6 protein-coding genes and 1 pseudogene are annotated in these 8,793 nt (G+C 74.7%); 5 read left to right on the forward strand and 2 right to left on the reverse strand.

From position 1 onward, the window contains the following. Positions 1–114 precede the first annotated feature (114 nt). Positions 115–1,617, forward strand: coding sequence for a GTPase HflX (hflX, locus tag ACIQOV_RS14470; RefSeq protein WP_401048534.1), 1,503 nt, complete (start codon positions 115–117; stop codon positions 1,615–1,617). 69 nt (positions 1,618–1,686) lie between these two features. Here hflX and ACIQOV_RS14475 read toward each other — a convergent pair whose 3' ends face one another. Further along, positions 1,687–2,805, reverse strand: coding sequence for a trypsin-like serine peptidase (locus tag ACIQOV_RS14475; RefSeq protein WP_380540165.1), 1,119 nt, complete (start codon positions 2,803–2,805; stop codon positions 1,687–1,689). A 74-nt stretch (positions 2,806–2,879) separates the two neighbouring features. Continuing rightward, the gene (locus ACIQOV_RS14480) at positions 2,880–4,079 is read right to left on the reverse strand and encodes a trypsin-like serine peptidase (protein ID WP_401048536.1); all 1,200 of its coding nucleotides are present in this window, start codon (positions 4,077–4,079) and stop codon (positions 2,880–2,882) included. A gap of 368 nt (positions 4,080–4,447) precedes the next feature. Between ACIQOV_RS14480 and ACIQOV_RS14485 the strand changes: the two genes are divergently transcribed. The 4 genes and pseudogenes from ACIQOV_RS14485 to ACIQOV_RS14500 form a co-directional block, all read left to right on the forward strand. Next, positions 4,448–6,307 (forward strand): IucA/IucC family protein, encoded by a 1,860-nt coding sequence (locus tag ACIQOV_RS14485; protein ID WP_401048538.1) that lies wholly within the window; start codon positions 4,448–4,450, stop codon positions 6,305–6,307. Continuing rightward, a complete protein-coding gene (locus ACIQOV_RS14490) occupies positions 6,199–6,927 on the forward strand; it encodes a GNAT family N-acetyltransferase (protein WP_401048542.1) in 729 nt (242 codons plus the stop codon). Before ACIQOV_RS14485 ends, ACIQOV_RS14490 begins: the two co-directional genes overlap by 109 nt. A gap of 9 nt (positions 6,928–6,936) precedes the next feature. Then, on the forward strand, positions 6,937–8,337 hold the full coding sequence (locus ACIQOV_RS14495) for a lysine N(6)-hydroxylase/L-ornithine N(5)-oxygenase family protein (protein WP_401048540.1): 1,401 nt from the start codon (positions 6,937–6,939) through the stop codon (positions 8,335–8,337). Beyond that, positions 8,315–8,793 (forward strand): annotated as a pseudogene (locus ACIQOV_RS14500) (IucA/IucC family siderophore biosynthesis protein); the annotation flags it as partial. The gene ACIQOV_RS14495 and the pseudogene ACIQOV_RS14500, both read left to right, overlap by 23 nt.

Raw genomic sequence — 8,793 nt, forward strand, 5'->3', positions numbered from 1 at the left:
ATGGGCAGCTCACCCCCGCCCGGACGGTAACCGGGGCGGCAGCTGGGCAGACTCCGTACGGGACCGCGGCAGCGGTCCCCGAAGGCCACCCGTACCAGCGAGCCAAAGGACAGAATGACCTCCACGTTCGACACCCGCGACCACGCCGACGCTCCGCGCCGCCTCGACGGTCTGCGGGCGGAAGCCCTCATGGACGAGGACCTCGCGGCCATCGACGAGGACCTCGGCCACCACTACGACGGCGACCAGTACGACCGCAGCGAGCGAGCCGCCCTGCGCCGTGTCGCCGGCCTCTCCACCGAACTCGAAGACGTCACCGAGGTCGAGTACCGCCAGCTCCGCCTGGAGCGCGTGGTGCTCGTCGGCGTCTGGACGGACGGCACGCTGGAGGAGGCGGAGAACTCGATGGCCGAGCTCGCCGCGCTCGCCGAGACGGCCGGCTCCCAGGTGCTGGACGGCGTCATCCAGCGCCGCGACAAGCCCGACGCGGCCACCTACATCGGCTCCGGCAAGGCGAAGGAACTGCGCGACATCGTCGCCGCCAGCGGCGCCGACACCGTCGTCTGCGACGGTGAGCTCACCCCCGGCCAGCTGATCCACCTGGAGGACGTGGTCAAGGTCAAGGTCGTCGACCGGACGGCCCTGATCCTGGACATCTTCGCCCAGCACGCCAAGTCCCGGGAGGGCAAGGCGCAGGTCTCGCTCGCGCAGATGCAGTACATGCTGCCGCGCCTGCGCGGCTGGGGCCAGTCGCTGTCCCGGCAGATGGGTGGCGGTGGCTCCGGCACCTCGGGCGGCGGCATGGCCACCCGTGGTCCCGGTGAGACCAAGATCGAGACCGACCGGCGCCGGATCCGCGAGAAGATGGCGAAGCTCCGCAAGGAGATCGCCGACATGAAGAAGGGCCGCGACACCAAGCGCCAGGAGCGCAAGCGCCACCAGGTGCCGTCCGTGGCCATCGCCGGGTACACCAACGCCGGCAAGTCCTCGCTGCTCAACCGGCTCACCGGTGCGGGCGTCCTGGTGGAGAACTCGCTGTTCGCCACCCTGGACCCGACCGTGCGCCGGGCCGAGACCCCCAGCGGGCGGCTCTACACCCTGGCGGACACCGTCGGCTTCGTCCGGCACCTGCCGCACCACCTGGTCGAGGCCTTCCGCTCGACCATGGAGGAGGTCGCCGACGCCGACCTCATCCTGCACGTGGTGGACGGCTCGCACCCCGAGCCGGAGACGCAGCTGGCCGCCGTCCGCGAGGTCATCGTCTCGGTCGACGCGCAGAACGTGCCGGAGATCGTGGTGATCAACAAGGCGGACGCCGCCGACCCGCACGTGCTCCAGCGCCTGCTGCGCCGCGAGCCGCACGCCATCGTGGTGTCGGCCCGCAGCGGCGCGGGGATCGAGGAGCTGCTGCAGCTCATCGACGACGAGCTGCCGCGTCCGGCGGTCGAGGTGCGGGCCCTGGTGCCCTACACCCAGGGCGCACTGGTCTCCCGGGTGCACGCCGAGGGGGAGCTGATCTCCGCCGAGCACACCGGCGAGGGCACCCTGCTGCACGCCAAGGTGCAGGCCGAGCTGGCCGCCGAGCTGGAGTACTTCGCGGTGGCCCTGCAGGGCTGAGGCCGGAGCCGACGGAGGGCCCCGGGACGGTTCGCCGTCCCGGGGCCCTACCCGTTGCCCCCGCAGGGGCTACCGGACGTTCTTGGCGAAGTAGTCGAAGGCCTGCTTCGCCTGGTCGTGCAGGGAGGGTCCGGCCTGGTAGCCGGCCGGGTTGCGGTTGCCGACCGCGCCGACGCTGATCAGGTTGGGCTTGCCGTCCCTGATGACGAACCAGCCGCCGCCGGAGGCGCCGGCCGTCATGGAGCAGCCGATCACGTACATCGGCGGGCGGGTCCGGTCGAAGGAGAGCCTCCCGGGCGCGGCCGGGGAGTCGCAGTGTTCGAGCTCCAGGCCGTCGAACGGCCGCTCGGCCGGGTAGCCGTAGGCGGCGGCCGCGGTGATCTGCTCGCGCGGGGCGTTGAACCAGATCGGCACCGAGCCGCCGACCGTCTCCTCCAGGGACCTGCCGGAGCCGTCCTCGCCGCGCACCCGCAGCACGCCGTAGTCGTACTGGTTGCGGGCACCGACGCCGCTCTCCTGGCGCCAGGTCGGCGAGACCAGCGCGCGCACCGCCGTCCACCGGCCGTACGGGGCGGCCTGCTGGTCCGGGTTCGGCTTGCCGTGGACCACCCGGCCGTCCCGGTTGAAGGCGGGGACGAAGACCAGGTTCTTCAGCCAGCCGCCGCCCTTGCCGTCGTGCAGGCAGTGCGCGGCGGTGTAGACGAGGTTGCTGCGGCCGGGGTTGACCGGGTCGGAGACCACGGTGGCGGAGCAGGCCGCGTCGCCCTGCGGCGTGGTCATGAAGAGCCGGCCGACCACCGCGCCGGCCTGGGCGTACGGGTGCGGCAGCGGCTGGGCCGGGACGGCGGCCGGCGGGGCGTCCTGTTCGACACCGGCCGCCGCGGGGGCGGTCAGGGAGTACTCCGGGGTGGGCCGGGGCTTGGCGGTGTCCATCCGGGCGGCCGTCCAGAAGCCGGGCGCCGCGTCGCCGGCGAAGGCGCTGTCGGCGACGTAGCGGTCCCAGTCCTCCACCTTCCAGCCGGTCAGGTCGCCCAGGCTGGTGGGCGCGGAGCGGGGCAGGGCGAGGGGCGCGGTGGCGGGCCGGGCCGGGCCGTCCGGGCCGCATCCGGCGGCGCCCAGCGCGAGCGCGGCGAGCAGCGCGGCGCCGGCCGTCGCGGCCCGGCGCCGCCGGCTGGTGGTTGTCGGCATGCTGGCTCGTCCCCCGTGCTGTGCTGGTGGTCCCGTACCGCCCCCCGCCGGCGGCTGCTTCCCTCGTACGGCTGCTACTTCTTGGAGATCCAGTCCAGTGCCTGCCGGGCGACCGCCTCCAGGTAGGGGCCGCTCAGCGAGGTGTGCTCCTGGGTGCCGATCGAGGTGTTGCTGACCAGGGCGGTCCTGCCGTCGGGCATGGTGGCGAACCAGCCGCCGCCACTGGCGCCCTGGGTCATGGTGCAGCCGATGGTCAGCATCGTCGGGCGCTTGGCGTCGAAGGAGAGCCGGGTCGGCTTGCCGCCGTCGCACTTGTACAGCTCCTGGCCGTCGAACGGCTTGACGAGCGGGTAGCCGACGGCCGAGACCTTGAGCTGGTCGCGCGGCGCGTCGAACCAGACCGGAACGGCCGAACCGACCGTCTCCTCCAGGGACTTGCCGGTGTCGTTCTGGTTGCGCACGCGCATCACCGCGAAGTCGTACTGGTTGGCGGCGTCGCCGCTGCCGCCGCCCTCGACCATCCACTGCGGCGAGGCGGTGACCTGGTCGGCCCACCAGGTGCCCAGCGGGGCCAGCTCGGACAGCGGGGCCCGCTTGCCGCCGCTGGAGGCGCCCGAGTTGTTGTAGGCGGGCACGAAGACCAGGTCCTTGAAGAAGTTCCCGCCCTTGCCCTCGTGCACGCAGTGGCCGGCCGTCCAGACCAGGTTGCTCTTTCCCGGGTGCTGCGGGTCGGTGATCACCGTCGCCGAGCAGTTGCCGCGGCCGCCCTGGGCGGAGAAGAACACCTTTCCGGAGGGCTGCTTCGTGTACGGGCGGGGCATCGCCAGGGCCTTGACCACCGGGGGCTCGGGGTCGGTCACGCCGTCGTCGGTGGACGGCGCGGGGGTGGCGGGGGCGGGCTTGGCGGCGGGCGGGGCCGGCTCGGCGGGCTTGGAGTCGCCCATCTTGTCCGGGTCCCAGAAGTCCTTCACCACCGGGTTGTTGAAGACGTGCTTGGACGCCCACTTGTCCCAGTCCTCGAACTTCCACTTCTTCAGGTCGTCCCAGCTCCTGGGCAGTCCCTCCAGCAGGCTGGTCGGCAGCCCGGACGGGAGGGTGATTCCGCCGATCGCCCCGCCCGCGCCCGCGCCCGCGGCCTGGGCCGCCGCGGAGGAGGGCGGCGGCGCGGGGCTGGTCCCGCCGCCCGCCGGGCCGTCGGGCCCGCAGGCGCTCACGGCGAGCAGGGTGCCCGCGGCCAGGGCGGCGGCCAGGGCTGACCGGTGGATCGTTGGCATCTGTGCGCTTCCCCCTGTGCTCGGGCGGTGGGTGCTGGGCGGTGCCGGGTCGCCGAGTGGTCCCGGCTCGCCGGACGGTGCCGCGGCGGGCGGCCGCACACCGGGGCGGTGGGTGCCCGGCCGGTTCGCGGTGCGGCGGTCCGCCGTTCTGGAGTCTTCCATCGCGCAGAAGGACGGCGGTGCCCGCCCCCCGGGTTGCGGTGCCGGCCGGAGGTCACCGATCCGTGATCCGGGCCCGGCCGGTGCACCGGCCCAGCAGGGCATCCGGCCCCGGATGTGCACAATCGCCGATTCTCACCCGGACGAGTGAGCGCTCCTTGTGATCACCCGTCATGGATAGGTAACCCTTACCTGACGCGACGGTGCGAGTGCCCGCCGATCCCCTCCACCACAGTGCGCGTCCGCACCCCCACGCGCCCCAAGGAGCAGCCTTGAGCACCGCCCTCACCGGAGCCCCGCCCGTACCGCCGCCCACCGTGGCACGGGCCTTCGGACACGACCTGCTGCTGCACCCCGACCCGGCCGTCGCCGCCGAACAGGCCGGACTGGAGGCCCTGCTGCGCTGCTGGACGCGGGAGACCGGAGCCCGGCCCGGCCCGGACGGCCGACTGCGGATCGCCGTCCTCGGCGGGGCCGCCCGGCTCACCGCCCCGGTCCGCTACTGGTCGCCCGGCGGCTGGCACCGCTTCGGCCCCGCCACCCTCGCGGCCGGCGAGGGCGGCGCCGAGGCCCCGGTGGACGCCGTCACCGCCGCCGCGCTGCTCGCCGCCGCGGCCGCCGAACGGCCCGACCCCGGGCAGGTCGCCGACCTCGCCGGCCGGGTCGCCGACTCGGTCGTGCGCACCGCCGAGATCCTCGCCCACCGCCGCACCGCCGCCGTGCCCGGCGGGCCGGAGCGCTCGCACTTCCTCGCCGCCGAACAGTCCCTGCTGCTCGGCCACCCGCTGCACCCCACGCCCAAGAGCCGCGACGGCCTCGGCCCCGCCCAGAGCGCCGCCTACTCGCCCGAACTGCACGGCTCCTTCCAACTGCACTGGTACGCGGTGGACCGCGAACTGCTCGCGGCCGGCTCCGCCGTCGCCGAGAGCGCCGAGCAGCTCACCGCCGGCCTGCTCGACGGCGGCCCGGCGCTGCCGCCCGGCACCGCCGCCGTACCGCTGCACCCCTGGCAGGCCCGCGAACTCGCCCACCGCCCGGCCGTCGCCGCACTGCTCGCCGACGGGCTGCTGCACGACCTCGGCCCGGCCGGCGAGCCCTGGTACCCCACCTCCTCGGTGCGCACCGTCTACCGGCCCGGCACCCCGTGGATGCTCAAGCTCTCGCTCGGCCTGCGGATCACCAACTCCCGCCGGGAGAACCTGCGCAAGGAACTGCACCGCGGCCTGGAGATGCACCGGCTGCTGGAGAGCGGGCTGGCCGCCGAGTGGCGGGCCGCCCACCCCGGCTTCGACATCGTCCGCGACCCGGCCTGGATCGGCGTCGACCACCCCGACCTCGGCGACCCCAACGGCCTGGACACCGTGCTGCGCGCCCAGCCCTTCGCACCCACCGACCGCGTGCTGTGCGTCGCCGGGCTGGTCGCCGAACAACCGCTCGGCGGCGGCGACACCGTGCCCTCCCGGCTCGGCGACCTCCTGCGGGCGCTGGCCCTGCGCTGCGCCCGCCCGCTGCGGACGGTGGCCGCCGAATGGTTCCTGCGCTACCTGGACGCGGTCGTGCTGCCCATCCTCTGGCTGGACGGCCGGGGCGGCATCGCCCTGGAGGCGCACCAGCAGAACAGCCTCGTGCTGCTGGACGCCGAGGGCTGGCCGTGCGGCGGCCGCTACCGCGACAACCAGGGCTACTACTACCGGGAGAGCGCCGCCGGCGCGCTCGCCGCCCGGCTGCCCGGGCTCGGCACGGACAGCGACACCTTCCTGCCGGACGAGGTGATCGACCATCACTTCGCCTACTACCTCGGCATCAACCACGTGCTCGGCCTGATCGGCGCCTTCGGCTCCCAGCGGCTCGCCGACGAAACGGTGCTGCTGGCGGCGCTGCGCCGGTTCCTGGCCGGTCCGCGGGCCGCCGCCACCGGCTCGGCGCTGCCCGCCCTGCTGCTGGACGCGCCCACGCTGCCCTGCAAGGCCAACCTGCTCACCCGGATCAACGGCATGGACGAGCTGGTCGGCCCGGTCGCCAGCCAGTCCGTGTACGTGGACATCCCCAACCCGGTGGCGGGCGCCTGATGCCGTACGAGCGGCCCGGGCGGGCACCGGTGCCCGCCCCGGCGGGCGAGTTCCGGCTCGGTCCGGTGTCCACCCCGGCGGGCGAGTTGCGGCTCGGCCCGGTGCTGCTGCCCGCCGACCTGGCGCTGCTCACCGGCTGGATGAACGACCCGGAGGTCGACGCCTTCTGGGAGCTCGCCGGGCCGCCGGAGGTCACCGAACGGCACGTCCGGGCCCAGCAGGACGGCGACGGCCGGAGCCTGCCCTGCCTCGGCCTGCTCGACGGCGAGCCGATGAGCTACTGGGAGGTCTACCGCGCCGACCTCGACCCGCTCGCCGCGCACTACCCCGCCCGGCCGTACGACACCGGCGTGCACCTGCTGCTCGGCCCCGCCGCCAGCCGCGGCCGAGGGCTGGGCGCCGTCCTCCTCGCCGCCTTCGCAGAATTGATTCTTCGTGGGAATCCGCGCTGCGAACGGGTGGTGGCCGAGCCGGACGTCCGCAACCGGCGGTCCGTCCGGGCCTTCGAACGGGCCGGATTCCGAGCCGCCGCCGAACTCGACCTGCCCGGCAAGCGCGCCGCCCTGATGGTCCGCGACCGGGCCGACGGGCCCGCCGCGCAGGCCCAACTCCCCGCCTAGGAAACCCCTGTGGACACCTCGACACCCCCCGCGTACGACCTGCTCGGCGTCGGCATCGGCCCGTTCAACCTCTCCCTCGCCGCGCTCGCCGAGCCCGTCCCCGGCCTGCGCACGCTCTTCTGCGACCAGCGCCCGGAGTTCCGCTGGCACCACGGGATGCTGGTGGACGGGGCCCGGATGCAGGTGCCGTTCCTCGCCGACCTGGTCTCCCTGGTCGACCCGACCAGCCCGTGGTCCTTCCTCAACTACCTGCGCGACCAGGACCGGCTCTTCCCGTTCTACTTCGCCGAGCGCTTCCAGCTCCCGCGCCGCGAGTACGACCACTACTGCCGCTGGGCCGCCGAACGGCTGGCCGGCTGCCGCTTCGGCACCGAGGTCACCGCCCTGCACTGGGACGCGCCCTGGTACCGCGCCGAGCTGACCGACACCGCGACCGGCCGGCGCTCCGAGGTCAGGGCCCGCAACCTCGCCCTCGGCGTCGGCACCCGGCCGGTCCTCCCCGAGGCCTTCGCCGCGCTGGCCGGACACCCGCGCGCCTTCCACTCCGCCGAGTACCTGGACCGCCGCGCCGACCTGGCCGGCGCCCGGGACATCACCGTGATCGGCAGCGGACAGTCCGGCGCCGAGGTCTTCCTCGACCTGCTCCGGCGCCACGAGGGCGACGGCGTCCGGCTGCGCTGGCTCACCCGCACCAGGGCGCTCGCCCCCATGGAGTACTCCAAGCTCGGCCTGGAGCACTTCACCCCCGACTACACCCGCTACTTCCACGGCCTGCCCGGCCCCGTCCGGGACGCGCTGGTCGCCGCCCAGTGGCAGCTCCACAAGGCCGCCAGCACCGAGACCCTCGCCGAGATCCACGACCACCTCTACGAGCGCACCATCGGCCGCCCGATCGACACCGCCCCGGTCGAGATCACCCCCGGCACCGCCGTCACCGCCGCCCGACCGGGCCCCTGCGGCGGCCTCGAACTGCACTGCCGGCACACCGACTCCGGCGCCGAGCACCTGCTGCGCACCGACGCCCTGGTGCTCGCCACCGGCTACCGGGCGGCCCGCCCGGCCGCCCTCGAACCGCTCGCCGAGCTGATCGACTGGGACGAGGCCGGGCGCTACCGGGTCGACCTGGACCACCGGGTCGCCACCCGCCCCGAACTCACCGGCGGGCTGTACGTCCAGAACGCCGAACTGCACACCCACGGCGTCGGCACCCCCGACCTCGGACTCGGCGCCCACCGGGCCGCCGTGATCCTCAACGCCGTCACCGGGCGCACCGTCCACCGGCTGCCCGACCGCACCGCCTGGACCGGCTTCGCACCGCCCGTACCCGCCCCCGACCCCGCGTCCCACCACCGGACCCCCGTCGTCCCCCGCCCCCAGGAGTTGACCCGTGCCGCAACCGTCGGCCGCTGAACCGCCGCTCCACCTGCCCCCGCACCTCACCGCCGGGCACTGGCAGCGGGCCGGCCGCGCCCTGCTGGCCAAGATGCTGGGCGAGTTCGCCTACGAGGACCTGCTCCGGCCCGTCCCCGGCGAGGCGCCCGGCGAGTACCGGCTGGAGCTGCCCGAGGCCGAGTACCGCTTCACCGCCCGGCGCGGCGCCTACGACAGCTGGCAGGTCGACCCCGAGTCCGTCCGCTGCACCCGCCCGGACGGCCTGGACCCGCTGCGCTTCCTCCCGTACGCCCGGCAGACCCTCGGCATGCGCGGCGAGACCACCGGCCACCTGATCCGCGAGCTCTGCGCCACCCTGACCGCCGACGCCCGCCAGCTCGCCACCGCGCTGACCGCCGCCGAACTCGCCGACCTCGACCACGCCGCCCTGGAGGGCCGGCAGACCGGCCACCCCTGGATCGTGCCCAACAAGGG

The organism is Kitasatospora sp. NPDC091257 (assembly GCF_044757675.1).
GTDB classification, from domain to species: domain Bacteria; phylum Actinomycetota; class Actinomycetes; order Streptomycetales; family Streptomycetaceae; genus Kitasatospora; species Kitasatospora lactacystinica.

What these genes read in the sequence shown, in the direction of transcription:
- ACIQOV_RS14480 (WP_401048536.1), bottom strand. Translation starts at nt 4,079, where the DNA reads ATGCCAACGATCCACCGGTCAGCCCTGGCCGCCGCCCTGGCCGCGGGC.
- ACIQOV_RS14475 (WP_380540165.1), bottom strand. Translation starts at nt 2,805, where the DNA reads ATGCCGACAACCACCAGCCGGCGGCGCCGGGCCGCGACGGCCGGCGCC.
- hflX (WP_401048534.1), top strand. Translation starts at nt 115, where the DNA reads ATGACCTCCACGTTCGACACCCGCGACCACGCCGACGCTCCGCGCCGC.